The sequence below is a fragment of the bacterium genome (assembly GCA_035703895.1).
GTDB lineage: Bacteria > Sysuimicrobiota > Sysuimicrobiia > Sysuimicrobiales > Segetimicrobiaceae > Segetimicrobium.
On the sequence record DASSXJ010000159.1, the window covers coordinates 1 to 24,248 of the forward strand.

Consider the following 24,248-nt stretch of genomic DNA (forward strand, 5'->3'; position numbering starts at 1 on the left):
CGGGAGACCGCGAGGCACCGTGATGCCGAACACGAGGATCGTGATCGCGACGGCGAACACCCCATCGCTGAACGCCTCGAGGCGGTTGGTTTCCTTTTCCTCCTGGCGCACGTCTCCGTCATGCCCCGCCATCGCCACGAACTCCCCGCCGGAACATCGGTTCCCCGCCGCCAGCCAGGAGCAGGGTGGTGATGGCTTCGCCGCCGGTGTGTTGCGATCCGCCCGCGAAATCGAGCGCGGCCGGGGCCACCCTCCGAGGCCGAGGTCCAGTCACAGCCGTTGCAGGTGGGTGTCCTTGAAACCGCTTGGATACTTCAGCCCGAACCCGAGCAGCCGGTCGATCCCAATGTGCGCGAATAGGATCAGTGCCAGAGACAGGATGAGGGCCCGTTGTGTGAACACGCCGATGGCGCCGAGGAGGATCGGCGCGAGGTACGTGTGGACGATGTTGTAAATTGCTGCTCCGGCGCGGGGTCCCGCAAGGTAGCCAAGCATCGAGAGATCGGGCACGAAGAACAGCAGCAAGAACACAAGCCAGGCCCCGCTGATTCGCGAGTACACGACCGCGGCCAGCACGGCTACGGCCAATCCTTCCACGCGGATGAGGTTCAGCGGGCTGAGCAAGAACGTGAACATGGCAGCTCCCTCGCGGTCCTGAGATGCAGGCTCCTTCGGTGGAGAGGCGGCCGTCTCCCAGCAGGCTCTAGACAGCGCGCTTGCCGAACTCTGCTGCACATCCTTCACGAAGGGAGTCAATCATGCCGACCGACAGAGCGCTGCGGGACGAGGTGGTCTGGCTCCTGCGCGGCGGGCACGCGCACGTCGGGTTCAAGAAGGCGGTCGCAGGAATGCCCGCGACGCTGCAGGGCAGAAAGCCCCGAGGGGCGCCCTACACGCCGTGGCAGCAACTCGAGCATCTGCGCATCTGCCAGTGGGATATCCTCGAGTACATCCGTAACCCCAAGCATGTCTCCCCCGCCTGGCCGGCGGAGTACTGGCCGGCGCCGGAGCCACCGGCCCGAGAGGCGTGGGCGAAGAGCGCCCGAGCCTTCGAGGCCGGCCTCAAGGCGCTCATGAAGATGGCCGAAGATCCATCAAAAGATCTCCTTGCGCGAGTCCCTGCCGATCCGGCCGGCCCGACCATCCTTCACGAGCTGCTCCTGGTGGCCGACCACAACGCGTACCACCTGGGGCAGCTGATCGTGCTCCGCCGGATGTTGGGCGCCTGGGAGGACTAGCCGCTGCGCCGTTCTATCCGCAATAGGCGATGGGGGCCCCTCAGCGCGGCGCCGCCTTTTCGGCCGGCTACGATTTGGGGGTGGCCGGCGAACCGTTCACAAACGGTTTAAGCGCCCCGTAGATTGCGAAGTTGAACGGCGTCGGAACGGTCTTCGCCTGCCCCAGCCGGACTACCGTTCCGTTGAGGCTCTCCAGCTCCAGGCGCCGCCCCGATGCGAGGTCATGCGCCATGGATCCTTTCGCCCACGGCTCGAGCCCCGACGACATCTTGAGCCCCTGGTCCGGGATCCCAACTGCCAGCGCGACGCCCTGTGACTTGGCCACTGCCTCGACCTCGGCCATCGTTCCCCGGAACAAGGCCTTGGTCTCCGGACAGGCCAGGATCGGACCGATCGTCAGCCGCGTGAGCGCCGTCACGCCGCTGAACCCGCAGATGAACATGAATTTGCTCCATAGGACGGCCTTGATGTCGGGCTGCAGTTCGGCCGCGATCCCCGCGTCCTTGAAGTGCATGTACAGCTGCTCGTTACGCTTGCCAAGGTTTCCCGCGTTGGCCCCAAAGATCAAGCGCCCGGCGCCCGCGGTCTGCCCGATCACCCCCGGCCCCTCGACGTGTGCGTTCACCTGGGCCGCCGCGCAGATCGTCGTGCCCCCAGCGACGACCCGGGCGATCCGCTCGTCGTTGTCGATCCCGTTCTGCACGGACACGATCACCGTGCCCGGCCCCACGACCGGTCGGATCAGGGCGGCCGCCGGTTCCGTGTCGTAGGTCTTCACACAGAAGAGGACGAGGTCGGCCCGGCCGATCTCCTGCGGATCGGCGGTGGCCTTGGCGGGGATCGTGAACTCGCCTGCCAGCCGGGACTTCACGGTTAGCCCCCGCGTGCGGATCGCCGCGAGGTGCGCTCCCCTTGCGATAAAGGTGACGTCGTCCCCCGCCCGCGCGAGCAGGCCGCCGTAGAAGCCCCCCGTCCCCCCCGTGCCCATCACCGCCACGCGCATCAAGCGCCTCCTCGTTGTCCCGACGCAATGGACAGTTGCCCCAGTTCTCCATTATAGTATCCGGTCATGCATGGGTCCGAGACGAAGACCGAGTTCCCCCAAAGCGTCGGGAACTCTCCCGGGAAGTTGCGGGAGATCTCAGACACAATCTGATCTCACACCTGTTCGGACGGCAGGATTCCAACGATCCATGCATAAGTGTATCGGGGTCGGGCTCGTCTCATTTGTTGCTTCTGACGTACCTCGCACTGATTCCGTTCATACGGTCCCGTGAATCGTGCACGCCGGCATGTATGCGACTACCACTCCTCCGGCCTTAAGGGGGTGAGGCATGATGTCTAGTCTCGGCGAGGTCCTCGGCCACATGACCCGGGTGCCGGGTATCGTCGCCGCGATCCTCATGAAGGTCGATGGATCGATCACCGAGCTGTCGGTGTCGGAAGGAGTGGATCCGGAGCCGGTGCGGGCCCTGGGGCGCGACCTGCTGTCGCGATGGGAGTGGGTCGGCTCGGAGGCGGGGATCGGGAGACCGCACGCGTTGTTGAGCGCGACCGCGCACGGCCTGCTGCACCTGATGCCGGTGGGCCGCGATGCCGTCCTCCTGGTTCTGGGAGATGCTTCCTGCAGGGTCGGCCGGATCCGCTACGAGCTGCGCCGTGCCGGCGAAGCCATCCGCGCGGCACAACGCGCCGTCCCGGCCACCACCCCGAATCTCCGGCGGATGATTTCGGATATGACCTCGACGAATGGGAATGGGGCCGGCGAAATCGTCCGAACGATCGAACGGGCCTCGGATCAGCGGCCGGCCGCTGCCACGGCCGGGGAGATTATCGTGACCGGCGTCAACTCCTTTCACCTGGCCATGAGGCTGGTGACCGCCCTCTCGCATGTGAAAGGCGTCCGATCGGCGAGCCTGAAGACATACGCGCCCGGCATCGTCACCCTCGGTGTCGATTTCGAGGGCGGAGGGGCACTCGTATCGATTACCGGTAGGTCCTTCGGTGAATGTACCCTGGACGTCATTGAGCGGACGGATGTCCGCCTGATCCTGCGCATCTCCAACCCGGTTGCCCATCTTGCCGCCATGATCGGACGCGTCCCTTAGGGGTGCGCCGGCGCGCTGGCGTTGCGCCCCACCGGAGAGTAATCTATAGGAAGGCGGGCGAGTCGCCCGAGCGAGACCCGAGCCGGAGGTGGGGAGCCATGAAGATGTACGTCGGGACCGAGTGGGTAGACAAGCCCAAGACCATCCCTGTAATCAACCCCTATGATGGTTCTCAGATCGACACCGTGCCGAAGGCCGACGCCGACGACATCGAGCGCGCGCTGGCCACCGCCGTGCGCGGCGCACGGGCAATGCGGAAGCTCACCGGGTACCAGCGCTATCAGATCCTCCACAAGGCCGCCGACCTGATGGCCCGGGACGCCGACGATCTCGCCCGGACGATTACGCTCGAGGAAGGGAAGATCATCGGGGAAGCCCGGTTCGAGGTGATGCGGGCCACCGAGATTATCAACCTCTCGGCGGAGGAGGCCAAGCGCCTCTACGCCGAAGTGATCCCGCTCGACGGCGCCCCGGGCACGGTCAACAAGTTCGGGTTCACGGTGCGGGTCCCGTGCGGGGTGGTCGTCGGGATCAGTCCGTTCAACTTCCCCCTCCATCTGGTCTGCCACAAGGTCGGCCCGGCGCTCGCGGCCGGCAACAGCGTCATTCTGAAGCCGGCCACCGACACCCCACTCAGCGGGCTGAAACTCGTCAAGATCTTGCTCGAGGCCGGCACGCCGCCCGAGGCCATCCAGTGCCTCACGGGAGCAGGCAGCGAGGTCGGGGAGGGGCTCTGCCGCGATCCCCGGGTGCGGAAGATCACCTTCACCGGGAGCCGGGACGTCGGCGAGCGCATCTGCCAGGTCGCCGGCCTGAAAAAAGTGACGATGGAGCTCGGGAGCAACTCGCCGCTCATCGTGATGCCCGACGCAGATTTGGACAAAGTCGCATCCGCCGTGGCGGCGACCGGCTACAGCAACGCGGGGCAGGTGTGCATCAGTTTGCAGCGCGTGCTCCCGCTCAAGGGAATTTACAACGACTTTCTCAATGCCCTCAAGCCGAAGGTGGCGGCGCTCGCGACAGGCAACCCACTTGAGGAGCAGACGAAGGTCGGCCCGATGGTGCGCGAGCGCGATGCCGAGCGCGTCGAGGAGTGGGTCAAGGAGGCCGTGAAGGCCGGGGCCAAGCTCGTGACCGGCGGGGAGCGGCGGGGCGCGATCTACGCGCCGACCGTGCTGGCAGATGTCAAGCCCGATATGCAGGTGTCCAAGAGCGAGCTGTTCGGCCCGGCCGTTGCGGTCACGCCGGTCGGTACCATCGACGAAGCCATCGCGATGGCCAACGACACCAACTACGGCCTCTCCGCCGGGATCTTCACGCAGAACATCGACTGGGCGATGAAGTTCGTGCACGAGGTCGAGTCGGGCAACCTCCACATCAATTGGGGGCCGCAGTGGCGGGCAGATCTCATGCCCTACGGCGGCTTAAAGGAGAGCGGCTTCGGCAAGGAAGGGCCGAAGTACGCCGTCCAAGAGATGACCGAAACCAAGATGGTGGTGATCCACCTCTCCTAGCAATCACGGCCTCGAGCGTGCATACACTGCTCCCGGCCCGGATCGACCGGACCGGGAGCGGTCGCTTTTCGAAGGCGGGTGCCGGCAGGACATGCCGGCCGGGTACCAAAAACGTCCCCTTCGTATCCGGCGTACCTCTGAAGGTGACGTAATGGAAGCCGCTGCGGAAATCCGCATGCGCAGGCAGCGGGCGGTGCTGATCCTGACCTGGGCGCTCCTGGCCTGTCTGGGTCTGTGGAGGGTGCTGCTCGGACCGTGGCCTCCGGCCATCAACCGGCTGGTGGCCGGTACGCTGGTTTACTTGTTTCTGCGCACCGGGGTGGTGATGCGGAGGGACGTTCCGGCGTGGACGGAATACGCTTTCTTGTTTCTCGATGCGGCGCTTGTCAGCGCGGCGGTGCGGTTGCTCGGGGGGATTAAGACGGACTTCTACCTCGTTTACTTCCTGATCCTGGCCGAAGGCGTCCTGACCCTAGACCTGTGGGCGGTCGTGCCGCTCGCCGCATGGGTTTCGCTCGGGTACGTTGCGGCCACGTGGCCGGCCGCGCGGGACGCCGGGTGGCCGGTCGTCACGGCGCGTCTCTTTTTTGTGCTCCTCGTCAGCATCGGGGCGGCATGGATCGCCTTCCGGGAAGTCGCGCGCGGCCGAGTGGTTGCCTCCCTGCACGAACGTCTGGCGTTGGAAGGGGAACGGAAGCGGCTGGCCCGCGAGATTCACGACGGCATCGGTCATATCCTGGCCGCGGGCACGCAGTCCCTCGAGCTAGCGGAACGCCTGCTGCCGGCTGAACCCGAACGTGCGCGCGAGCTCCTGCCGGATGTCAAAGCGCTCCTCCGTCAGGGGCTGGACGAGATCCGGGTGCTGGTCATGGGGCTCCGCCCGGCCGGGCCGTCAGTGGGAGACGCGGTCGCGGCGGCCCGGGAGCATCTCGAGGCGCTCTCTGCACGCACCCAGATTAGAATGGAGCTCCAGAGCCGCGCTCGAGAGATTCCCCTGGCTCCGTCCTGCGAGTTCGCGTTTCGGCGGATCATTCAGGAGGCGCTCACGAATATCGTGCGTCACGCCGGCGCGAGCCTTGTGACGATCACGCTCAATCGAGACGGCGCGTTTGTCACGTGCAGCATCGCCGACGACGGGGCCGGCCTGGCCCCAGCACCTGAAGGGCGGCGGCTCGGCGCCGGGCTGCAGCACATGCGCGAGCGCGCGGCGGAACTCGGCGGCACGTTCGACATTGCGACGGCTCCTGGAGGGGGGACCACGGTGACGTTCACGGTACCGTGTCTGGCGGACGCCTCGTGACGCCGGATCCCGCTCCGAGCAAGATCCGCCTGTTGGTGGCCGACGACGAGAGCGTTCTGCGGAGAGCGCTCACGCGGCTCCTGGCGATGGCCGAGGACATCGAGGTGGTCGGTGAGGCGGCCGACGGTCACGAGACCCTGGAACTCGCGGTCTCCAGGAAGGCCGACGTGGTCTTGATGGACATCGGGATGCCGCGCCTCGACGGCATCGAGGCGACGCGCCGGCTCGCCGAGCGCTGCCCCAATGTCAAGGTTGTCATCTTAACCATCTACTCTGATGACGACCGCGTGTTTCGGGCGCTGCAGGCGGGCGCGCGAGGGTATCTCCTCAAGGACGCCACGCCCGAAGACATCCTGCGCGCGGTCCGCGCGGTTCACGCGGGCGACGGGATCCTCCATGCCGGGCTCGTCGGCCGCGTGATGCAGGAGTTTGCCAAGGTGTCCCGGTCTGGGGGCGCAGACCCGAGCGTGTTTGAAGCGCTGACGCCACGGGAGCGAGAGGTCCTCGAACTGCTCGCCGCCGGGCTGCGCAACCAGGACATCGCCGGCCGCCTCTCCATTACGGAAAAGACGGTCAAACACCACGTGAGCAGCATCCTGTCCAAGCTACAGGTCAATCATCGAACCGAGGCGGCGCTGCTGGCGTCGAAGGCCGGGCTGACAGGCCGCTAGATGGCTCTGGCAAGGCTCGGGTGAGGAGGTTCATCCGCGAGGTCCGCGATCGCCTGCATGACCCGGGCGGTCAAAGCCGTCTGTGCAGATCGTGACAGGTCACCTTGAGGTATCACGGCTTCTCCGATCCTCACCTCGATCCTCCCGCGGTGGGGGAAACGCGTGCCGAGCGGCCAGACATCGTAGGTTCCCCTGATGCCGATCGGGATGACGGGAACACCGCTGCGCACCGCGAGGAAGGCCAGACCGTCACGGGCGGGCTGCAACCGGCCGTCCCGGCTGATTCCCCCCTCGGGGAAGACGAGCAGGGCGTCTCCTCGACTCAGCCGGTTGAGACATTCCTTGATGGCGCGGAGGTCGAACTGGCCTCGCTGTATCGGTATGGGATGGAACGGCCGGATGAGGGCTCCGAGCACGGGCATCGTCAGAAGTTCCGCCGCCGCAAGGAACGAGACGCGGCGCTGGAGGGCCGCCCCGAGCGCCACCGGGTCCATCTGGCTGGGGTGATTTGCCGCCAGAATCACGGGTCCTGTCCGCGGAAGGTGTGCCTCCCCGATGACGCTGAGCCGAAAACCCGCCCTGAGAAGCCGCTTCAGGACCCACCGGATCAGGGCGTATCTCATCGTCCCGGCCCCTTTCATCGCGTGGACCATGACAGGCCCCGCCAGGTCAGACAGTAGCGCAAGCCCCGGACCTCCGCATCGGGCCAAGGGCCCATGGCACCGGCGGGGCATGGGACTTCGGTCCGATGCCTAGATCCACCGGCCGCGCTAGCATTGGCGCAGAAAGGGGCCGCACTGGGCATCACTAGAGGAGGGCACGCCCGACCACCGAATGCCCGTTCAGGTTTACCGGGGTGCCGCGTCCCGAGGGAAGGGGGAATCTCGATGGAGCGGATCTGGCTCAAGAGTTACGAGGCGGGCGTGCCGGCGACGTTATCCTATCCAAAGGTCTCCGTTTACCATTTTCTCGAGGAGAATGCCCGGCGGTTCCCCAATCACGCGGCCGTCCTCGTGGCCACGTCGAAATTCTCCTCGGTCCTTACCTACCGCCAGATTGACCAGCTGGCGAACCGGTTCGCGAACGCGCTGATCTGGTTGGGCATCAAACCCGGCGACCGGGTGGCGATCCATCTGTCGAACTTCCCCCAGTTCGTCTTCGCGTTCTACGGAGCGCTCAAGGCGGGCGCGACCGTCGTGGCGGCCAACCCCCTCTACAAGGGACACGACCTCGAGACCGTACTGGCGAACTCCGGCGCGAAGTGCATCCTCACCTTCTCACGGCTCATGCCGAATCTGAGCCCGGTCGTGGCGAGGACCAGCATCGAGTCGATCATCGTGACCGAGCCGTACGATTATTTCCCGTTCCCCTGGAAGCAGCTGGCCTGGTACAAGCTGCGGAAGGAGACGCAGTCGAGCGGCGTGCTGCGGCTCTCCGCCTTGCTCCGAAGCGCATCGGCAAATCCCCCGGGGGTGTCCGTGGGGCCTGACGACGTGGCGATTCTCCAGTACACAGGGGGCACGACCGGGGTCCCCAAGGGCGCCATGCTGACCCACCGGAACCTCGTCGCCAACTTCACCCAGATGCGGAACTGGCTGACCGACCTCAAGGAAGGGCACGAAGTCTTTCTCAGCGTCGCGCCGTTCTTCCACGTCTACGGACTCACCGTCGCGCTCAACACCGCGATCAGTGTCGCCGCGACCGTGGTGTTGGTGCCGATGCCGCTGATGGATGCCAAGCTGATCGCCGAGATGATTGCCCGCCACCACCCGACGATCTTCCCGGGCGCCCCCGTCATCTATCTCGCGATCAACCAGCTCAAGAACGTCCAGCAGTACGATCTCAAGTCGATCAAGGTCTGCGTCAGCGGCTCGGCGCCGCTCCCGGTCGAGGTGCAGGCCGAGTTCGAGCGATTGACCGGTGCCAAGGTTGTCGAAGGGTACGGCCTCACCGAGGCATCTCCCGGGACCCACGTCAACCCGGTCTACGGCACGCATAAGGCCGGAAGCATCGGCCTCCCGCTGCCGGACACCGACGTCCGGATTGTCGACGCGGAGACCGGCGAGCGGGAGATGCCTCAGGGTGAAGCCGGCGAGCTCGTGATCCGCGGCCCGCAGGTCATGAAGGGGTACTGGAACGCCCCCGAGGAAACCGCGTCGACCCTCCGGGACGGCTGGTTGTACACCGGCGATATCGCCCGGATGGACGAGGATGGGTATTTCTTCATCGTCGACCGCAAGAAGGATATCGTCATCGTGGGCGGGCTCAAGGTCTACCCTCGCGAGATCGAGGAGATCCTCCACGAGCACCCCAAGGTCAAGGAAGCCGCGGTCACAGGCGTGACGCACAAGGTGCGGGGCGAGTTGCTGATCGCGCAGGTCGTCCTCAAGGACGGCATCGCGGACGATCCCAAGCAGGTGCGGCGCGAACTACTAGACTACCTCAGACAGCGCCTGGTGCCGTACAAAGTGCCGCGCCGGATCGAGGTCGTGTCTGCGCTGCCCAAGACGTGGATCGGGAAAGTGCTCCGGCGCGAGATTCGCGAGACGGTGGCCGCCCGGGCGGACGACGACGCGTAGATGAGCGACATCCCGAGGACCGGCGTGTTCGCGGCCGGCTCCGCCCCGGCCGACGCCTCCACGCGCCGCGTGCCCTTCACGGAGCTCGTCTGGCTCGGCCTGTTCTGGTTTGCGATGAGCTTCCACTGGGGCGCGCTCCTTACCGTGGTCATCCCGGCTGAGGTCCTCCGGTTCGTGCCCGAGGCGCAGAAGGGCGCGTACCTGGGACTGCTGCTCGCGTCCGGCGCGGTCATGGCGATGGTGGTCTCGCCGATCTCTGGGGCCCTGAGCGACCGCTCCACGCTCGCCATGGGACGGCGCAGGCCGTTTGTCATCGCGGGCGTCCTCGTCAACTGCGTAGGAATCGTGGCCATGCGATACGCGCCCACGTACGCGGCATACGTCGCGGCGCTCCTGGTTGTCCAGACTGCCACGAACTTTGCCGGGGGCGCGTTCAACGGCCTCATCCCGGACAAGATTCCCCCCTCGCAGCGCGGGCTGACCTCGGGGGTGATGGGCTTCATGATGATGGTCGGCACGATCTCCGCAGCGCTCCTCGCGGGGAATTTCGTCGGCCACGGGCAGACCGGGATCGTCTATTTCATTGACGCCGGGCTGTTCCTCGCGTGCACCGCGATCATGGTCTCGCAGATTCGGGAGGTGCCGCTCAAGTCGCGGCCGCCGCTCACGCTCCCAGCGTTCGCTCGCTCGTTCTGGATCGACCCGCGCCGGTACCCAGACTTCGGCTGGATGTTTCTGACGCGGGGCCTCGTGATGCTCGGCTTTTACACGATGATCACGTTCCTGCAGTTCTTCGTGAAGGACACGCTGCACCTGACGGTCAAGGAGGCGGCGCGCACGACCGGCATCCTGAGCGCGATCACGATTGCCTCCGGCACGATCGTCGCGCTTGCGGCCGGGTGGATCTCCGACCGGATCGGGCGGAAGGGGATCGTCTCCGTCTCGGGGATCTTCCTCGCGCTCACGAGCCTCGGGCTCCTCCTGCAGCCGCCGTTCTCCACGCTCGTCTGGATCGCCATCCTGTTCGGGATCGGGTATGGGGCGTTCACGAGCGTCGACTGGGCGCTTGCGATCGACGTGCTGCCGAATCGCGACTCCGCGGCGAAGGACCTCGGTATCTGGGCGATCGCCAACACGCTGCCGCAGGTGCTCGCCCCGATCGTCGCGGGGCCGATCCTCGACGCGTTCAACCGCCGCGCGCCGAACCTCGGCTACACGGTCGTCTTCGCCGGCGCGATCGTGTACGTCATGCTCGGCTCGATCTTCGTTTGGAGGATCAAGGGAGCGCGGTAGTGGCCGCCGGCAGGCGCACGTGGCCCCGGGTGGGCTTGTGGGTGGGCGCGGGTCTCGCGGCGGCGGGGGCCGCGATCGCCCTCTCCTCGTTCGCCACCGCGTATCTCACCGTCCATCCGCTCCCGTGGTCGCGCTACCGGCGGTCCTGGTGGACGCCGTCCGAACGCGACCGCGATGCCCGGCCCGTCCGATTTTCGAGCGCCGACGGCATCGTGCTCGCGGGGCGGTATCTCGACCGGCATGCGGACGCGACGATCGTGGTGTGCCACGGCTGGCCGGGCAACAAGGACGATATGCGCGACCTCGCGGACGTCCTGGCGGATGCGGGGTTCAACGTCCTCGCCTTCGACTTCCGGAGCTGGGGCGAGAGCGATCGGGGGCCGGTCACCCTCGGCTACCGCGAGGCCCAGGACGTGCTCGGGGCGGTCGCGTTCGCACAGGCACGGCGTGCGGAACGCGGGCACCGGATTGGCGTCCTCGGGCTGTCCATGGGCGGGGCCGCGTCGCTCCTCGCGGCGGCGTCGTGCCCGAAGATCGAGGCCGTCGTCGCGGACAGCAGCTACACGCGCCTGGACCGCGCGGTCAGCGGCGTGTTCCGCAGCCTCTGGGGTCCCGCCGCGCCGCTCTTCGACGTCCCGACCCGATGGGCGGGGGAGCGCTTGATCGGCACCGCGATGCCGGACGTCTCACCCGTCCGGGCGATCGAGCGGCTGAGCCCCCGGCCTGTGCTGATCATCCACGGCACGCACGACCGGCTCATCGATGTGCGCGAGGCTCAGGCCCTCTACCGGACGTCGCACGACCCGAAGGCGCTCTGGCTCGTCGAGGGTGCGGACCATGGCGAGACCCGCAGGATAGCGCCACAGGAGTACGATCGCCGCGTCGTGGGCTTTTTCCAAGAGCATCTTGGGGGACCTCCGTGACGCTGCCGTACGCGCGCACGGCGCCCGCGGTCACAGATTTCAAGCCGCCGAAGCCCAACCGAGCGTTCATCCGCGGCATGCGCCTCGTCAACCTGTTCTACGGGCTTTGGCGGGCGAAGTTGGTGTGCGACGCGCGGGATCTCGAAAAGCTGAGACGGCTGCCCCCGGGGGTCATCATCACCCCCAACCACTCCGACTACGCCGACGCGATGGTCGTGACCGAACTGGGCCGGAGGGCCGACCGCTACTTCAACTTCATGGCCACGCGGGAGAGCTTCGACGCCGGGCACGGGCTCCACGGGCTGGCGATGCAGTGGCTCGGCGGGTTCTCGGTGAACCGCGGCGGGGAGAACGGGCGGTGCCAGCAGGTCGCCAAGGACGTCGTCAAAGCCGGCCGGTACGACCTCCTCATCTTCCCGGAGGGGGAGATCTACCTCCTGAACGATCTGGTGATGCCGTTCAAGCCCGGCGTCGCGATGCTCGCGCTCGACGTCGCGAACGAGAACGCTAAAGAGGGCCGTTCCGACAAGCCGGTCACGATCGTCCCGGTCGCGATCAAGTACCGGTACCTGGTCGACATCCTGCCCGCGGTGAGGGAGACCGTGGAGCGGCTCGAGGCGACGATCTTCGGCGGGCCGCGCCCCGGCGCTCTGTACGACCGGATCTCCGCGCTTGGGGTCGAGTTGCTCAACCGCAAGGAGCAGGAGTACGGCCTCCGTCCGGATCCAGCCGGCGACCTCTACGCCCGGGTCGAGGCGGTGCGGAAGCACCTGCTCGAGACCCTCGAGCGCCGCTACCTCGGCAAGGTGCGCGACGAGTTCGCGTTCGACCGCGCGCGCCGCCTGATCATCCACATCCTCGAGGAATTGGCGCATCTCGAGGGCCGCGCCGATCTCCCCGAGCATGAGAAGGCGGCGGCCGCCGCCGACCTGCGGCGCGATCTCGGGTGGGCGCAGACCGCGGCCCGGTCCGTCTCCTTCGCCGAGGACTACCTGATCGCGCAGCCCACCCCGGAGCGCCTCGCGGAGACGCTGGCCAAGCTCGAGCGCGAGGTGTACGGCCGTGAGGCGTTCCCGCCTAAGGCGAAGCGGCGCGCCACAGTCAAGATCGGCGACCCGATCGATGTCCGCGGCTACTTGGCCGAGTACGCTGAGCGCAGGTTGCGCAAAGAGGCCATCCTCCGTCTCGTCCGCGATCTCCAGCAGAGCATTCAGTCGATGCTCGACGCGCTCAACGTGGAGACCGACGGGGAGCCACCCCGGTGACGTCTGCTGGAGATCCATCCAGCCGGGCGCTGTACCATTATCTCAAGGCGGGCACCCAGCGGGCGCTCGATCCCGTGGTCGCGCGCGTGTTGATCGGCATCCATCCCAACGTCCTTACCGGTCTCGGCGTCCTCTCGGCCGCCGCTGCGGGGGGGTGTCTCTGGCGGGGCTGGTACCTCGCCGCGGTTCCGTGCATCCTGCTCCGCATGTTGCTAAACGTCGCGGACGGTCAGGTCGCCCGCAGGACCGGGAAGACCTCGCGGGCGGGCGCGGTTTGGAATGAGTTCTCGGACCGCCTCGCCGATATCGGCCTCTTCGGCGGAGCCGCGCTCGCCGCCCCGGCCGGGCTGGCGCTGGGCCTCGCCACGCTCGCGGCCGTTGAGCTGGTGTCCTACCTGGGAATTCTGCCCCAGACCCTTGGGCTCGCGCGCCAGTACGGAGGCGTCTCCGCCAAGATCCCGCGCCAGATCGCCCTCATGATCGCCGCGGCGGGCCAGGGCATCTGGGGCGGTTCGTGGTTGCGGGTCGGGCTCATTGTCATCGCGCTCGGCGCGCTGCTCACGGTCGGGCAGCGCCTCCGCAGCGCGTTCCGTGAGGCGCGGGCGTGACCGCGATCTTGTTCCGCAGCCTCGCGATCTATGGGGGCGTCTTCCTCGGCGTCGGGGTCGCGATCGCCGTGATGCGGCTCCGTGGTGCCGCGCGCGGCCGGGCCGGCCTCACGGAGTTCGAGGCCCGAACGCTCTCATGGATGGTCCTCGCCCCGCTCATCATCGTCCCGGCGTACCTCGGCGGTTGGTGGCTCGCCGGCGTCGTCGCGCTCATCGCCCTGCAGGGGATGCGCGAACTGTTCAGTGTGACCGGCGTCAACGGATACGGCACATGGGCGTCCATCTGGGTGCTTGTCACCGTGCTCCTGGCGCAGATCTATCCGGAGGGGTTCTACGTCATCCCGGGCTTCGTGATCATCCTGACCTCCGCGCTCCCGGTCCTCCGGAAGCGGACGACCGGCGCAGTCTATGAAGTCGGGGTGGTCGTCTTCGGCCTGATGTACCTCGCCTGGCTGTTCGCGCGCCTCATCTTCCTGAGGGCGGAGCCGGGCGGGTTCGGCCACGTCGTCTTCATGGGGACGTGCGTCGCGATCAACGACAACGCGTCGTATTGGGCCGGCAAGCTCTTCGGCCGTTACAGTCGACCGCTCATTCCGGAAGTCTCTCCGGGGAAAACCGTGGTGGGATTCTTGGGCGGTGCCGCGGCGACGATCGCGGCCGGGCTGCTGTTCCACTTCGCGATCCCTGCGGTGAGCCGGGCGCAGGTGCTCGTGCTCGCGACCTTGATCGCGCTCACGGGCCCGATGGGCGATCTCGTGATCTCGGTGATCAAGCGGGACCGGGGCGTGAAGGACATGGGGACGATCTTACCCGGACACGGCGGCGTCCTCGACCGCTTCGACTCGATCCTGTACACGACCCCGATCTACTACTTCGCGCTCGCGGTCTTGGGCCTGAGGCGGTGAGGGAGGTGCGCGTGTGAAACGGCTTCCCACCTACGAGGACCTGCGGCGCCCGCTTCCCCCGTGGCACCCCAAGGCCTGGTACTTCGGAGCGCAGTCGCTGATGCTCCGCACCGTCGGCCGGACCGCCGGCGGCATCGACCTCGGGTACCGGCACGGGTTCAACTCGGGGGTGATGCTCGACTACGTGTACGAGAACCGCGCCCGGGGGCGGTGGGGAATCGGCGCGCTCATCGACCGGGGGTTCTTGAATGCGGTCGGCTGGCGCGGGATCCGCTTACGGAAGGAGCACCTGAAGCAAGTCCTGCGGGGGGTGATCGAGGAGCGGCGGGCGCGCGGACAGGCGACGCATATCGTCGACCTGGCGGCCGGGGGTGGCCGGTACCTGCTCGAGGTGTTGAGCGAGGTGGGACCGGGCGGCGTCACGGCGCTGCTCCGCGACCTGCGGCGCGAGGGACTCGATGAGGGCCGCCGGCGCGCGGAGGCGCTCGACCTGCGCAACGTCCACTTCGAGCCCGGCAACGCGTTCGATCCCCAGGAGCTTGCGGCCCTCTCACCGCGGCCCGATATCGTGGTCACGTCCGGCCTCTACGAGATCATCCCCGACGACGCGCTGATCCGGCCGCACTTTGGCCGCGTCCGGCGGATCCTCGCGCCAGACGGGACATTCATCTTTACCGCGCAGCCGTATCACCCGCAGTTGGAGATGATCGCGCGCGTGCTCCCGGGGCTGGACGGAGGGCCGTGGGTCATGCGGCTTCGGTCGCTCGAACTGCTCGAGCGGTGGGCGCGCGAGGGCGGCTTCACCCGCTGGGACGCGGTCGGGGATCCCTGGGGGATCTTCTACGTGGTGACCGTCTGCGGGGGGGCGGCCGCGCCCGTTGCGCCGGATCTTCGCCCGGGGCCGGTGCGGTGAAGCTCGCGGAGCTCCGGCCGATCAGGGCGGCGATCCAGTTCAACGACCGCCTGAATGCGCACCAGGTCGGCGAGCAGGCGACCGTGATCGCGTTCAACATCGTGTATGCGATGTTTCCGCTGGTCCTCGCGTTGACGGCGGTCGGGGGATTTATCGTACGCGGCGCCATCGCGAGGGGGCAGCTCCTCGCGGCGATCCGCGTCGCGTTCCCCGCGCAGCTGGCGAAAGAGATGTCCGACGTGATCAACACCGCGGGCAACTATCCCGGGATTATCGGGCTCGTGGCGTTCATCACGCTTGTCGTCGCTGGGTCGAACCTCTTCGCCGCGATCGAGGTCGCGTTCTGCCGGATCTTCGGTGTGCCGCCGCGCGGGATCGTGCACCAGCGCGCCGTCGCCGTCCTGATGATCCTGGTGTTCTCCGCGCTGCTGGTCGTCGCGGTCGCCGCCTCGGACGTCGCCGTGTTCCTGCGGGGGAGCCGCATCGGCCCGGACGGCGCGCACCCCACCTTGCCGGGCGGCCGGTACCTCGGTCTCGCCGGCGGCTGGGCGTTTGTGGTGCTGATGCTGCTGGTGCTCTACCTGGTGATCCCGAACGCCCGGATCTCGCTTGGGGTCGTCTGGCCGGGCGCGGTGCTGGCCGGGACGGCGCTGCAGGTCACGACCCTGGTGTTCCCGCTCTACATCCGCTACTTCGCGGGCTTCAACCGCTTCGGCGACGCGTTCAGCCTGGTCTTCCTCATCATGACGTGGGCCTATTTCCTCGGGTTCATCTTGCTCGCCGGGGCGGAAGTCAACGCAATGCGGTACGCAAAGGCTGCGGGGCGTGCTACGTGATCGTGACCGCCGGACTCTCCTTCCCCGCAAGGCCGACCGCGTCCAGGGTCGCAGCGAGCTCGGCCAGCGTCTCCGGATCGAGGGGCTGAGCCGGCGGCCGGAGTACAGACGTGCGGATTGCGCCGCGCCGGCGGAGAATCTCCTTCCGCAGCGCGAGCCCGATCCCCGGCTGCGCCTCGTAGCGGATCAAGGGAAGGTAGCGCTCGAAAATCGCGCGGGCCTGCGGGGCGTGGCCCGCCGCGGACTGCCGGTAGATCGCGACCAGGATCTCGCTGAACGCAAACCCCGTCATCGTGCCGTCCGCGCCGCGCGTCAACTCCTCGAGGAAGAACGCGCCGCCCAGGCCGCCGAAGATCTGCGCGCGGCCGCCCAGGAGCTTCCGGATGTGCGTCAGCTTGACCGGCGTCGGCGGGTCCTCGAGCTTGATCACCGAGGCCGTCGGCACGGCCTCGACGATGCGCGCGAGCGTTCCCGGCGGCATCACGACCCCGCTGCTCACCGGCTCGTCGTAGACGACGATCGGGAGGGCGGTGGCCTCGCCTACCCGGGAATAATGATCCACGATCACGTCCTGGCCCCGTGCGCCGGCCGGAGGCGCCACCATGAGGCCGGCCGCCCCGGCGGCTTCGGCCCGCCGCGCGTGGGAGATCGTCGCGTGGGCACCGCTGAAGCCCATGCCCACGATGACGGGGACCTGTCCCCTCACACGGGTCATCGTGAGCTCGACGACCTGCTGCCGCTCGGCATCGGTCAGATACCGAACTTCACCAAGGTTTCCAAGGATGGTGAGGCCGGTGACACCCCGCGCCAGCTGGAACTCGACGAGGTTCCCGAGGCTGGCCGGATCCAGCTCGCCAGACTCGTCGAACGGTGTGGCCATAATGTTGTAGACGCCGGGCTCGATCTTCGCCACAGTCGCTCACCCTCCACGTGGGTCGCAGGCGGTTCCCCGACGCGACTTCGAGGACGGCGTGACGGGTCCTTCAGCGTCGGGTCTGCCCCGTCGACGCGAGCCACACGCCGGCAAAGGTCAGGAGCGCACCCAATGCCTGCTCGGGCCTGAGCGCTTCTCCCAGCAGCGCCGCGGCGATCAGAACGGCCGACACTGGTTCCAGGTAGACGTAGACCATCGTCTGGCGGGGGCCGAGCGCGTGCATCGACCGCCCCCAAAGGGTCATCGCCACGACCATCCCGGCCGTCGCGCCGTACACCAGGCCGGACCATGCGGCCGGCGAGATCGTGCTCCAGGCGAGCCGCGCGGTTCCGGCGAGCGCAAATGGGGTCAGGATCACGCCCGCGATCCCCATCGCCCACCCCGTCGCCCGAATCCCTCCCAGCGCTCCGGCGAGCGGCTCGATCGCCAGGCTGTACAGTGCCCACGCGCCCGCGGCAGCAAGGGCGAGGAGGTCTCCGGCCAGGTATGGGCGATCGAACCCCGCGCTTCCGCCCCCGACGACGAGCGCGACGCCGCCGAGTCCCACAGCCAGCGCGGCCCAGTGGCGGCCCGGAACACGGTCGCGCGCGGTGAGCCCCAACCACCCGGCGGTCATGAGCGGGGACGCGGCAAGCAGGATCGCGCTTGTGCCGGCCGTCGTCCGCGCGAGTCCGGCGATCAGCAGGAGTTGGAACGCGGCCTGGGCGATGCCGGCGCCGAGCAGCGCGACCCGGAGGCCGCGCGAGGCAGGCACCGGTCTCGAGGCCCGCGCGGCGGCGGCGAGGACTCCTGCGGCGAGAACGACGCGCAGATACGTGAAGGCGAGCGGCGGGATCTCCGCGAGCCCCACCTTGGCGGCGGGATAGATTCCGCCCCAGAGGATGACCGCGGCCAGCGGTTCTGGCCGGATCCACGCCGCGAGCTTTCGAAGGGGCGCGGCGGAGGCCATAATGGTTTCATTGTACTCTACCCGTACGTGTGCCTGGAGCGCGCGCGGCGACGCGCGGGTGTTTGAGAAAAAGAAAAGGCGGCAGGGGATGGGGTTTAAACCCGCAGGCGATGGCGATCTTGGACGACTCAAGTCGTCCTGTGCAGCCTATCCTGGCACCCGATGGATCGTATAATAGGATGCCCAAAGTAGGGTGCGGTTGAGATCAGCCGGCCTCCCACGTGCCGCCACAGTGTGTATACCCACGACGCCCCCGATAGAGACATCCCTGCGGAGACATCCTGCCTCGGAGCGCGAGGGCGCGCCCGCGGCTTACGGCAGCGACGCCACAATCTTCTTGAACTCGTCTTCGGTGAACGCCCGAAATGTTTCCGTGTGCACCGTGCCGCGCATGGCGGCCGCGAGCGCGCTCCGCGCCATGGTTTCATCGTTTGGGGATTCGACGATGGAGACCGCATCGTACTGGCCCATCGTGAGGTAGAATGCCTTCAAGTCTCCTCCCGCTTGGCGCGCCGCCTTGCGCACCACCTCGACGCGGTCCGGGCTGTGCTTGATGTCTTCGAGCCCCTTTTGCGTGTACTTGATCAAGCTGATGTACGTCGGCATGTCCTTCACCCCCGCACTCCGGATTTTTGTCACCCATTCGAGTAAGGATTACTAACCGGGACATTGACGCCCCTGCCTGTGGGAGACGACGCGATGTCGCGCAGGAATTTCGGATGACCCTGGGCAACCGACGATCGGGCACATACTTCGGGAAGCCGACGCCATCCTTTCGAGGAGGTGCACTTTGAAGAAGTATCGGTTGATTGAGATGTCTTGGATGGAAGCGGAGGAGGCGTTCAAGAGGTCCGACACGGTGATCATGCCCGTCGGCACGCTGCACGGACACGGGCCCACCCCGATCGGCATTGATGCGACTTCGGTCGACGCGTTGGCTGATCGAGTGGGCAAGCAGACCGGTTTGATGGTCCTCCCGTCCCTCCCGTACGGCGAGAACGACAAGATGAGGGAATATCCCGGATCGATTGCCATCAGCCAGCACGTGTTGGAAGGGTTTTACACCGACATCTGCCGGAGCCTCCACCGAAACGGGATTCGAAAGATCATCTTTCTGAATGGCCACGGCGGGAACCGCGAGCCCTTGATCAGAACTGGCCGCAACATCCGCGGGCTGGGCATGGTGGCCGCGGTCGTAGAGTGGTGGACGGTCGGCAAAAAACTCATGCCGGCCGCCTTTCCCGAGGGGAGTCATATCTGGGAACTGGCCATCGCGATGGCGATTGACGGAACCGAGATCGCCGACCTCCGGGGCGGCGGGTACAAGGGAGAGTGGGGCACCGACCCGGCGCTGCGGCGCCTGTTCGGCGAGAAGATCAAGCCGCTCGGCTTCAACAGCTTCGAATATCAAGGCGCCCAGGTGATCATCCCCGTCGACGCGTGGGACATCGACGTCGCGAGCCCCCCGGAGATCGACGAAGGCGCGCTGGAGGCGCTGCGTCGGAAAGGCGAGGAGTCGATCGAGCGCCTAGTCGAGTATTGCTCAGCATTCGCGCGGGAATTCGAGAAGATCGACGTGTCTCGGGCCTTGGCCAAATCCTGACCCTCGGCCTGGCGATCGGACAGGCTAACGCAGCGTAAATACCTCGGCCGCGCGCGCGGCGATGTAGCGGCCGATACTGAGCGAGGCCGTGGCTGCGGGCGACGGGGCATTGAGCACGTGAATGGCGCGCGGGGCCTCCACGATGCGAAAATCGTCCACGAGTCTCCCATCTTGCGTCACCGCCTGGGCCCGGACCCCGGCGGACCCGCGGACCACGTCTTCCACGCGGAGCTCGGGAACGAGACGCCGCAGGGAGCGCACGAACGCAATGACGCTGAGCGAGCGCCGGAACTCGTAGATGCCGGTTCGCCAGTAGCGCCTCCCCATGCTCCAGAACCCCCGATAGCGCAGGATTTCCCAAAGCTCACGGACGTCAATCCGCCCCATGGTGTAGCCTTCCCGTGCGAACGCGAGCACCGCATTCGGGCCGGCCTCCACTTCTCCGTGCACGGTCCGCGTGAAATGCACGCCCAGGAACGGAAACTGCGGATCGGGCACCGGGTAGATGAGTCCGCGGACCAGTGATTGCCGGTCGCGCCGCAGAAGATAATACTCGCCTCGAAACGGGATGATGCGCACGTCCGGAACAATTCCTGATTTCCGCGCGACGTCGTCGGAGTGTAGACCGGCACAGTTGATGAGATACGTCGCGCGCCAGTCTCCCCGATTCGTCTCGATCCGCAGTTCATCCCCCGCCTCGATGACCCGGGTGACCTCGGTGCTCAGGGCGAGTTCCACGTTGTGCTCACGAATGATCGCGGCTGCCGTCCTGGCGACCTCGCCGAAGTCAACAATGGATGTCCCCGGAGAATACACCGCCCCCAGGCCGGCGGCATGTGGTTCGAGCTCACGAAGACGTTCGGGTCCGATTTTCTCGACTCCCGGCACGTCGTTGGCGACGCCCCTGGAATACAGATCGTCCAGCCGGCGCAGCTCGTCCGCACTCGTGGCCACGATGACCTTCCCGCAGCGCTCCACGCGGATACCGTGGTCCTGACAGAAGCGCCCCATGCGCTTGGATCCATCGACGCACAGTCGCGCCTTGAACGATCCGGGCCGGTAATAGATCCCCGAATGGATGACACCGCTGTTGTGCCCGGTTTGGTGGGCGCCGACCCGGCCTTCCTTTTCGAGCACGGCGAGACGAATCTGCGGGCGGTCTTCTATGAGCGCTAATGCCGTCGCCAGCCCGACGATTCCGCCGCCGACGATCACGACATCGTAGATGGGGCTATTCATAGGAATGACCGAAAGGGAGTGACGATGGGCCGCCGATCAATATTCCCTCACAGGCTCACGCCGGCCAGTTGATCGCCGCCGCCTACTCCGCACACCGATCGAGTTGATCCATGTCTTCCGCGGCAATCGCAAAATCAAACACCTGGGCATTTTCTTTCATGCGTTCTTTATGCTGAGACTTCGGCAAGACGACGGCCCCTTTTTGCAGCGCCCAACGGATGAGGATCTGTGCCGGCGATTTCCGATACCGTAGAGCGATGGCCCCAAGCCGTTCGTCCCGCAGCCTCTGTCCTTTCGTGAGCGGACTATAGGCTTGCACGACGATGCCATGCCGGGTGCAGAAATCGAGGAGGTCCTGATCGAAGCCGAACGGAGAAAATTTCACCTGGTTCGCCGCAGGAGGGATTTTTGCAATGCGGAGGATCGAGGAGAGCTGCTTGATCGAGTGGTTGCTCACTCCGATCGCTTTGCATGTTTCTCCTTCGTAGAGGTCTTCCATAGCTTTCCATGTCCGCGTCACAAGGCCTGGGGTGGGCCAGTGCACAAGATACAGATCGATGTACCCGACGTTGAGTTTGGCGAGGCTGGTTGCAAACGCTTTTCGAGCGTTCAATTGATCCGCGGGCCATAATTTCGTCGTCACCCAGATTTCTTCGCGAGGAATGGTCCCGTTGCGGATCCCTTCGCCAACCCCCTCTTCATTGCCGTAGATTTTCGCCGTATCGAAGTGCCGGTAGCCGGCTTCGAGTCCCCATGCCACCGCGTCCGCGGCCGGTTTCCCATTCGGGATCTGCCACATTCCCAGCCCGAGCAGCGGCATTTCCGTATTATTGTTGAGCTTCGCTCTGGATTGCAGGGTCATCGAGCGCTCTCCCGGGCGTGGTGACCTTCACTTGCACGGAGGGGTGATGGCAATCCTCGCCCCGTAATCATAAAAGTCGAATGTGAAGTTTTCTTCGACCACGGCCCGGCGGGGGAGGCCGGTCTGCACCGCGATGTAGAGCTTCTGATTCCCGGTGACGGTCTGCCCCTTGATGGTACCGGTGAACGTGTAGGTGTAGCCACGTGTCGGCATGCCGCCGATCACGACGGCCGGGAGTCGTTTCGCGATCACCGTGCCCTGTTGGTCCCAGACTGGTGCCCCGACGGGCAGGCCGTTCGCAGCCGAGGAACAGTCCCACTTGTCACCGATCCTCCGGGCCCAGTATTTGTTCCCCACGGAAAACGATTCCAAGAGTCCCGGGACGATGGTATGTTTGGTGTCGGGCGGGACGAACTCGGTGATCCCCGGCGTGTTGTCTGTGGGGCCGGTTGTAGTCTTCGCTCGATATGAGATGGTACGTTGCTTTTTCAAGGCCGTGACAATCTCGGTCCACGCCGCGGCGTCTCCTTTCACGGTCGGCGCTCCAGCCACGGGCTGCACTATGATAATCGAGAGGTTCACTGCTGCCGCGGCCAGACAAAGCCGGCCGATCCAGCCCAACGTCGCCATCGCGCTCCTCCTGTAGATGTCCCCGGAATGAGTGCGTTCGCCCTCGTCCTTGTCCCCCCTTCCGAGGGCACTTGCCGAAGCGATGCGTTAGCGCCGGGGCCTCGATCTCCAACGGGGAGGGAATCTGCGTCCATAGGGGAAACTCGAGTTCGCAGTAGATCGCCTTCGTCCGGAGGCGCTCCCAGTGCGACGGTCGTGGATCGTGCGGATCATCCTGTCTTTCGTCCTCGGGACAGGCATGGCCATGACCGCGCTCACTCCGGGAGGCGCGGCCCAAGGCGATGCCTCCGCAAAGGCCCAAGCCGTGGCGGCGTTTGAGAGGCTGAACTCGGTGCCAAGCTATCGGATGAAAAGCACGACCTCCGAGGCGACGGTCGTGATCGAGATCGTTCGCCCCGACAAAAGACATTTCACCGCGCAGTCGCTGAAGGGTACCGTCGAGTCCATTGCGGTCGGAAGGGAGATCCGCACCCGGTCGAGCATGCCGGGTGCGCCGGCCGGCTGGCGGTGCACGACGGCCAGCCGATTGCCCGAGACTTTTTTCGACATGAACAAGATGAAAAAAGATCTCACTGAGGTGATCCGGGGGCCCGACACGATCATCGAGGGGACCCCGGTCCATGCCTATACTGACGTGGCAAGGCGCGGGACCCTGTATGTTGCTGCGGCGACCGGCCTGCCCCGACGCCTGGTGGTCGTGAACATCCAATCCGGCAAGACCGCCACGATCGATTTCTCTGACTACGGAGCACCGATTACGATCGTGCTACCCTCGTGCGGATGAGCCAGGCATGCATCTACTGGGTTTCCTCTACCCCGCGTTCAAGCTGACGTTTGTAGGCGACACTATCGAAGTGGCCCTGCGACTCGGCAATGAGTCCATCATCTCCAAGCTTCCACACTTCGAAGCCGCTGATGCGAACTCGCTTCCCGGTCCCGCCCGGCCCGGTGTTGGTGCCGATGAGTGTCCAGTGGTACACAGAACGGTCGCCCTGAACGAGGACATTATCCATAAGGACCCGCAAATCCGGAAACGCGGTCATGAATGCCTGGGCAACCTCCGTGATAGCACTCCGCCCGGTAGCTGGAGCGCCCTCATTGATGCTGAGCGAGCCGTCCGTTGAGTAAAAGGCAGCCACGCTCGCAGGGTCCTGGCTACACCACGCTGCGGTATAGCGGAGGGCGAAATCTCGCAACTTAGCAGGGTCAGGTATCATCGGCTCCTCTCCTGATTGCGGCCCGGCAAGTACGGATTGTCCCAGCGATTGTGCTCATGGCCCTTTGATGGGGCTTGGCGAAATTCCCCCTCCAATCCGGACCGGGGGGCACGGGCCAGAGTGGCTTAGGGGCTGCAGGCATCCACGTATTGCGCGGTCTAGAATCAAGACTTCCCGGGCATTAACCAACTATTGGCGATTCATAATGCCGGGGAGTCAAAATGCTAACGGTCCTTGGCCGGATACTTAAGCGGCAGGAACATGGTTTTACGCTCATCGAGTTGGTTTTGGTGCTGGCAATTCTGAGTATCCTGGTTGCCCTTGCGTTCCCGCGCTATTTGGGCGCCCGCAAGAAGGCATTCAAGGCCGAGGCCCAGGAACTTCTCCAGGAAGCGAAGACCATGGAGTGGGCCTACTACCAGCAGTTCAACCAGTTCGATACTTCGGGGAACTCGATCGGTCTCATCCTTCCAGGTGGCATGCACTGGAGCATGCCGACATTTGGTGGGACCGGAAATCAGTCGGTTTCGGTCCAACTCGTGGGAAAACTCACCCCGATCTCGCCAACAGATAGTACGTGGGTCCTCCTCTATAGCGACGGGTCGTCTAGCGGCGGCTCATCGTTCTAGCCTGCTCCAAAGCCCCTATCGGTATTGCCTTG

At 66.0% G+C, this 24,248-nt stretch carries 26 protein-coding genes; 16 read left to right on the forward strand and 10 right to left on the reverse strand.

The genetic code is table 11. The features are described 5' to 3' along the window. Window positions 1-270: 270 nt before the first annotated feature. On the reverse strand, window positions 271-636 hold the full coding sequence (locus VFP86_11030) for a DUF4260 domain-containing protein (GenBank protein ID HET9000171.1): 366 nt from the start codon (window positions 634-636) through the stop codon (window positions 271-273). A 122-nt stretch (window positions 637-758) separates the two neighbouring features. Between VFP86_11030 and VFP86_11035 the strand changes: the two genes are divergently transcribed. Beyond that, window positions 759-1,238 carry a DinB family protein gene (locus tag VFP86_11035; protein HET9000172.1) on the forward strand — a complete coding sequence of 160 codons (480 nt, stop codon included), beginning with the start codon at window positions 759-761 and terminating at the stop codon, window positions 1,236-1,238. Between the two features lie 67 nt (window positions 1,239-1,305). Here VFP86_11035 and VFP86_11040 read toward each other — a convergent pair whose 3' ends face one another. Beyond that, window positions 1,306-2,241 carry a 2-dehydropantoate 2-reductase gene (locus VFP86_11040; protein HET9000173.1) on the reverse strand — a complete coding sequence of 312 codons (936 nt, stop codon included), beginning with the start codon at window positions 2,239-2,241 and terminating at the stop codon, window positions 1,306-1,308. Window positions 2,242-2,572: 331 nt separating this feature from the next. Between VFP86_11040 and VFP86_11045 the strand changes: the two genes are divergently transcribed. From VFP86_11045 to VFP86_11060, 4 genes are all read left to right on the forward strand, one after another. Continuing rightward, on the forward strand, window positions 2,573-3,346 hold the full coding sequence (locus VFP86_11045; GenBank protein ID HET9000174.1) for a roadblock/LC7 domain-containing protein: 774 nt from the start codon (window positions 2,573-2,575) through the stop codon (window positions 3,344-3,346). Window positions 3,347-3,444: 98 nt separating this feature from the next. Next, window positions 3,445-4,860 carry an aldehyde dehydrogenase family protein gene (locus tag VFP86_11050; GenBank protein HET9000175.1) on the forward strand — a complete coding sequence of 472 codons (1,416 nt, stop codon included), beginning with the start codon at window positions 3,445-3,447 and terminating at the stop codon, window positions 4,858-4,860. A 151-nt stretch (window positions 4,861-5,011) separates the two neighbouring features. Then, window positions 5,012-6,160 carry a sensor histidine kinase gene (locus tag VFP86_11055; GenBank protein HET9000176.1) on the forward strand — a complete coding sequence of 383 codons (1,149 nt, stop codon included), beginning with the start codon at window positions 5,012-5,014 and terminating at the stop codon, window positions 6,158-6,160. Then, window positions 6,157-6,831, forward strand: coding sequence for a response regulator transcription factor (locus tag VFP86_11060; GenBank protein HET9000177.1), 675 nt, complete (start codon window positions 6,157-6,159; stop codon window positions 6,829-6,831). Before VFP86_11055 ends, VFP86_11060 begins: the two co-directional genes overlap by 4 nt. Here VFP86_11060 and VFP86_11065 read toward each other — a convergent pair. Beyond that, entirely contained in the window at window positions 6,828-7,454 is a 627-nt protein-coding gene (locus tag VFP86_11065; protein ID HET9000178.1) for a lysophospholipid acyltransferase family protein, read from the reverse strand. The genes VFP86_11060 and VFP86_11065 overlap by 4 nt on opposite strands. A 264-nt stretch (window positions 7,455-7,718) precedes the next feature. On the opposite strand from VFP86_11065, the gene VFP86_11070 reads away from it, so the two are divergent. Genes VFP86_11070 through VFP86_11105 form a run of 8 tightly spaced genes read left to right on the forward strand, consistent with a single transcriptional unit; the run spans window position 7,719 to window position 16,153 of the window. After that, window positions 7,719-9,410 (forward strand): long-chain fatty acid--CoA ligase, encoded by a 1,692-nt coding sequence (locus VFP86_11070; GenBank protein ID HET9000179.1) that lies wholly within the window; start codon window positions 7,719-7,721, stop codon window positions 9,408-9,410. Then, entirely contained in the window at window positions 9,411-10,703 is a 1,293-nt protein-coding gene (locus tag VFP86_11075) for an MFS transporter (protein ID HET9000180.1), read from the forward strand. Then, the gene (locus VFP86_11080) at window positions 10,703-11,626 is read left to right on the forward strand and encodes an alpha/beta hydrolase (GenBank protein HET9000181.1); all 924 of its coding nucleotides are present in this window, start codon (window positions 10,703-10,705) and stop codon (window positions 11,624-11,626) included. Before VFP86_11075 ends, VFP86_11080 begins: the two co-directional genes overlap by 1 nt. Next, window positions 11,623-12,891 (forward strand): 1-acyl-sn-glycerol-3-phosphate acyltransferase, encoded by a 1,269-nt coding sequence (locus tag VFP86_11085; GenBank protein HET9000182.1) that lies wholly within the window; start codon window positions 11,623-11,625, stop codon window positions 12,889-12,891. Before VFP86_11080 ends, VFP86_11085 begins: the two co-directional genes overlap by 4 nt. After that, entirely contained in the window at window positions 12,888-13,499 is a 612-nt protein-coding gene (locus VFP86_11090) for a CDP-alcohol phosphatidyltransferase family protein (protein HET9000183.1), read from the forward strand. The genes VFP86_11085 and VFP86_11090 overlap by 4 nt, the downstream gene beginning before the upstream one ends. Further along, window positions 13,496-14,404 (forward strand): phosphatidate cytidylyltransferase, encoded by a 909-nt coding sequence (locus VFP86_11095; protein HET9000184.1) that lies wholly within the window; start codon window positions 13,496-13,498, stop codon window positions 14,402-14,404. Before VFP86_11090 ends, VFP86_11095 begins: the two co-directional genes overlap by 4 nt. Before the next feature lie 13 nt (window positions 14,405-14,417). Next, window positions 14,418-15,317 carry a class I SAM-dependent methyltransferase family protein gene (locus tag VFP86_11100; GenBank protein ID HET9000185.1) on the forward strand — a complete coding sequence of 300 codons (900 nt, stop codon included), beginning with the start codon at window positions 14,418-14,420 and terminating at the stop codon, window positions 15,315-15,317. Beyond that, window positions 15,314-16,153: a YihY/virulence factor BrkB family protein gene (locus VFP86_11105; protein ID HET9000186.1), complete on the forward strand. Its 840-nt coding sequence runs from the start codon at window positions 15,314-15,316 to the stop codon at window positions 16,151-16,153. Before VFP86_11100 ends, VFP86_11105 begins: the two co-directional genes overlap by 4 nt. On the opposite strand, the gene VFP86_11110 is transcribed toward VFP86_11105, so the two are convergent. From VFP86_11110 to VFP86_11120, 3 genes are all read right to left on the reverse strand, one after another. After that, a complete protein-coding gene (locus tag VFP86_11110; protein ID HET9000187.1) occupies window positions 16,146-17,066 on the reverse strand; it encodes a dihydrodipicolinate synthase family protein in 921 nt (306 codons plus the stop codon). The genes VFP86_11105 and VFP86_11110 overlap by 8 nt on opposite strands. A 70-nt stretch (window positions 17,067-17,136) precedes the next feature. After that, complete coding sequence (locus VFP86_11115; protein HET9000188.1) at window positions 17,137-18,036, reverse strand: DMT family transporter; 900 nt, start codon at window positions 18,034-18,036, stop codon at window positions 17,137-17,139. A 312-nt stretch (window positions 18,037-18,348) separates the two neighbouring features. Further along, window positions 18,349-18,642 (reverse strand): GYD domain-containing protein, encoded by a 294-nt coding sequence (locus tag VFP86_11120; protein ID HET9000189.1) that lies wholly within the window; start codon window positions 18,640-18,642, stop codon window positions 18,349-18,351. A gap of 184 nt (window positions 18,643-18,826) precedes the next feature. Here VFP86_11120 and VFP86_11125 point away from each other — a divergent pair, with 184 nt between their 5' ends. Continuing rightward, complete coding sequence (locus tag VFP86_11125) at window positions 18,827-19,639, forward strand: creatininase family protein (GenBank protein HET9000190.1); 813 nt, start codon at window positions 18,827-18,829, stop codon at window positions 19,637-19,639. A gap of 24 nt (window positions 19,640-19,663) precedes the next feature. On the opposite strand, the gene lhgO is transcribed toward VFP86_11125, so the two are convergent. The 3 genes from lhgO to VFP86_11140 form a co-directional block, all read right to left on the reverse strand. Continuing rightward, window positions 19,664-20,866, reverse strand: a complete 1,203-nt coding sequence (gene lhgO / locus VFP86_11130; protein HET9000191.1) for an L-2-hydroxyglutarate oxidase — start codon at window positions 20,864-20,866, stop codon at window positions 19,664-19,666. A gap of 94 nt (window positions 20,867-20,960) precedes the next feature. Continuing rightward, window positions 20,961-21,740 (reverse strand): aldo/keto reductase, encoded by a 780-nt coding sequence (locus VFP86_11135; protein ID HET9000192.1) that lies wholly within the window; start codon window positions 21,738-21,740, stop codon window positions 20,961-20,963. 27 nt (window positions 21,741-21,767) lie between these two features. Beyond that, window positions 21,768-22,370 (reverse strand): hypothetical protein, encoded by a 603-nt coding sequence (locus tag VFP86_11140; GenBank protein HET9000193.1) that lies wholly within the window; start codon window positions 22,368-22,370, stop codon window positions 21,768-21,770. Window positions 22,371-22,554: 184 nt separating this feature from the next. On the opposite strand from VFP86_11140, the gene VFP86_11145 reads away from it, so the two are divergent. Continuing rightward, window positions 22,555-23,154, forward strand: a complete 600-nt coding sequence (locus tag VFP86_11145; protein ID HET9000194.1) for a hypothetical protein — start codon at window positions 22,555-22,557, stop codon at window positions 23,152-23,154. 13 nt (window positions 23,155-23,167) lie between these two features. Here VFP86_11145 and VFP86_11150 read toward each other — a convergent pair whose 3' ends face one another. After that, window positions 23,168-23,587, reverse strand: coding sequence for an ester cyclase (locus VFP86_11150; GenBank protein ID HET9000195.1), 420 nt, complete (start codon window positions 23,585-23,587; stop codon window positions 23,168-23,170). Window positions 23,588-23,808: 221 nt separating this feature from the next. On the opposite strand from VFP86_11150, the gene VFP86_11155 reads away from it, so the two are divergent. After that, the gene (locus VFP86_11155; protein ID HET9000196.1) at window positions 23,809-24,216 is read left to right on the forward strand and encodes a prepilin-type N-terminal cleavage/methylation domain-containing protein; all 408 of its coding nucleotides are present in this window, start codon (window positions 23,809-23,811) and stop codon (window positions 24,214-24,216) included. The last annotated feature ends 32 nt before the right edge of the window (window positions 24,217-24,248 follow it).

What these genes read in the sequence shown, in the direction of transcription:
- VFP86_11140 (HET9000193.1), bottom strand. Translation starts at nt 22,370, where the DNA reads ATGGCGACGTTGGGCTGGATCGGCCGGCTTTGTCTGGCCGCGGCAGCA.
- VFP86_11155 (HET9000196.1), top strand. Translation starts at nt 23,809, where the DNA reads ATGCTAACGGTCCTTGGCCGGATACTTAAGCGGCAGGAACATGGTTTT.
- VFP86_11030 (HET9000171.1), bottom strand. Translation starts at nt 636, where the DNA reads ATGTTCACGTTCTTGCTCAGCCCGCTGAACCTCATCCGCGTGGAAGGA.
- VFP86_11115 (HET9000188.1), bottom strand. Translation starts at nt 18,036, where the DNA reads ATGGCCTCCGCCGCGCCCCTTCGAAAGCTCGCGGCGTGGATCCGGCCA.
- VFP86_11045 (HET9000174.1), top strand. Translation starts at nt 2,573, where the DNA reads ATGATGTCTAGTCTCGGCGAGGTCCTCGGCCACATGACCCGGGTGCCG.
- VFP86_11135 (HET9000192.1), bottom strand. Translation starts at nt 21,740, where the DNA reads ATGACCCTGCAATCCAGAGCGAAGCTCAACAATAATACGGAAATGCCG.
- VFP86_11040 (HET9000173.1), bottom strand. Translation starts at nt 2,241, where the DNA reads ATGCGCGTGGCGGTGATGGGCACGGGGGGGACGGGGGGCTTCTACGGC.
- VFP86_11120 (HET9000189.1), bottom strand. Translation starts at nt 18,642, where the DNA reads ATGCCGACGTACATCAGCTTGATCAAGTACACGCAAAAGGGGCTCGAA.
- VFP86_11070 (HET9000179.1), top strand. Translation starts at nt 7,719, where the DNA reads ATGGAGCGGATCTGGCTCAAGAGTTACGAGGCGGGCGTGCCGGCGACG.
- VFP86_11150 (HET9000195.1), bottom strand. Translation starts at nt 23,587, where the DNA reads ATGATACCTGACCCTGCTAAGTTGCGAGATTTCGCCCTCCGCTATACC.
- VFP86_11055 (HET9000176.1), top strand. Translation starts at nt 5,012, where the DNA reads ATGGAAGCCGCTGCGGAAATCCGCATGCGCAGGCAGCGGGCGGTGCTG.
- VFP86_11065 (HET9000178.1), bottom strand. Translation starts at nt 7,454, where the DNA reads ATGAGATACGCCCTGATCCGGTGGGTCCTGAAGCGGCTTCTCAGGGCG.
- VFP86_11075 (HET9000180.1), top strand. Translation starts at nt 9,411, where the DNA reads ATGAGCGACATCCCGAGGACCGGCGTGTTCGCGGCCGGCTCCGCCCCG.
- VFP86_11050 (HET9000175.1), top strand. Translation starts at nt 3,445, where the DNA reads ATGAAGATGTACGTCGGGACCGAGTGGGTAGACAAGCCCAAGACCATC.
- VFP86_11035 (HET9000172.1), top strand. Translation starts at nt 759, where the DNA reads ATGCCGACCGACAGAGCGCTGCGGGACGAGGTGGTCTGGCTCCTGCGC.